The sequence below is a fragment of the Nguyenibacter vanlangensis genome (assembly GCF_013376155.1).
GTDB lineage: Bacteria > Pseudomonadota > Alphaproteobacteria > Acetobacterales > Acetobacteraceae > Gluconacetobacter > Gluconacetobacter vanlangensis.
The window spans coordinates 1-1,584 of record NZ_JABXXP010000640.1; the positions used below are offsets into that span (position 1 = coordinate 1).

General features: G+C 70.0%; 2 protein-coding genes. Both read right to left on the minus strand.

The window, feature by feature from the left end; genetic code table 11:
• Positions 1-191, minus strand: a 191-nt coding sequence (locus HUK84_RS17540; RefSeq protein ID WP_281362846.1) for a S4 domain-containing protein, incomplete at its 3' end; no start/stop codon positions are given.
• 119 nt (positions 192-310) lie between these two features.
• Positions 311-1,584 (minus strand): replication-associated recombination protein A (locus tag HUK84_RS17545; RefSeq protein ID WP_176641402.1); only part of this gene is annotated, 1,274 nt, incomplete at its 5' end.

Here is a 1,584-nt window from a genome sequence, read left to right on the forward strand (position 1 = left end):
GGCACGCGCACCGCCTGGCCCGGCGCCAGACGGGTCGAGGTCTCGGCGCGCCTGCCGTCCACGCGCACCTGCCCGGTGCGGCACAGCTTCTGCAGCGCGCCCTGGGTCAGGTGCGGGTAATGGCGGCGGAACCAGCGATCCAGGCGGATATCGGCCTCGTCCTCGCTGACGGTCAGGGTCACAACACTCATGACTGACGGCTTTCCCGCAGTCTGCTCCGACTGTCCAGCCGTCGCGGCCAGGAAAGCCAGGTTCCGGACCGATTTTTCCCACGGGCCGGAAGCGCCCGGGCTCGGAGGGGACGCCTGCCCTACGCGTCTTTCTTCTGTTCGCGCCCCGGTTCGCGCCCCCGCTCGCGCCCCTGCTCGCGCAGCCGCGCCCAATGTTCCAGGCGCTTGCCGATCTCCCGCTCGAACCCGCGGTCGAAGGGCTGGTAGAATTGCTGGCGCGCCATCCCGTCGGGGAAAAAGCCGCGCAAGGCGCCCCGCTGTCCGGCATCGGGATGCGCATCGGCATAGATGTCCGCATAATCGTCCGCATAGCCGCGGCCATAGCCCAGATCCTTCATCAATCCGGTGGGCGCGTTCAGGATATGGGCCGGCGGCATCAGGCTGCCGGTCGATTTCGCCACGCGCCGCGCGGCCTTATAGGCCGCATAGACCGCGTTCGATTTCGGCGCGGTGCCCAGATGCACCACCAGTTGCGCCAGCGCCAGCTCGCCCTCGGGCGACCCCAGCCGCTCGTACGTCTCCCACGCCGCGATCGCCAGGGGCAGCGCCTGCGGGTCGGCCATGCCGACATCCTCGGCCGCGAAACGGGTCAGGCGTCGGGCGATATAGCGCGGATCCTCCCCGCCCTCGAGCATGCGGGCAAACCAGTACAGCGCCGCATCCGGGTCCGAGCCGCGCAACGATTTATGCAGCGCCGAGATCAGGTTGTAATGTTCCTCGCGGTCCTTGTCGTACAGCACTGCCCGGCGGGCCAGCAGGCCGGACAGGCCCTGCGCGTCCAGCGGCCGCTCGGCCTTCACCGCCAGCACCTGCTCGACCATGTTCAGCAGATAGCGCCCGTCGCCGTCGGCCATGGCACGCAGCGTGGCGCGCCCTTCGGCGGTCAGCGGCAGTTCGTGCCCGCACTCGGCCTCGGCCCGGCGCAGCAGACGCTCCAGCGCCTCGTCATCCAGCCGGCGCAGCACCAGCACCTGGCAGCGCGACAGCAGCGCGCCGTTCAGGGCGAAGGACGGATTCTCGGTCGTCGCGCCCACCAGGATCACCGTCCCGTCCTCGACCACCGGCAGGAAGCCATCCTGCTGCGCGCGGTTGAAGCGATGGATCTCATCGACGAACAGCAGCGTGCCGCGCCCGGCCTCGGCCAGGCGCCTGGCATCGTCGAAGGCGCGCTTGAGGTCCGCGACACCGGAAAATACCGCCGAAAGCTGCACGAAGCGCAACCCCGCCGCATCGGCCAGCAGGCGTGCGGTCGTCGTCTTGCCCACGCCCGGCCCGCCCCACAAAATCAGGCTGGCCAGCGATCCGCGCTCCAGCATGCGGCGCAGCGCGCCGTCCGGGCCCAGCAGATGGTCCT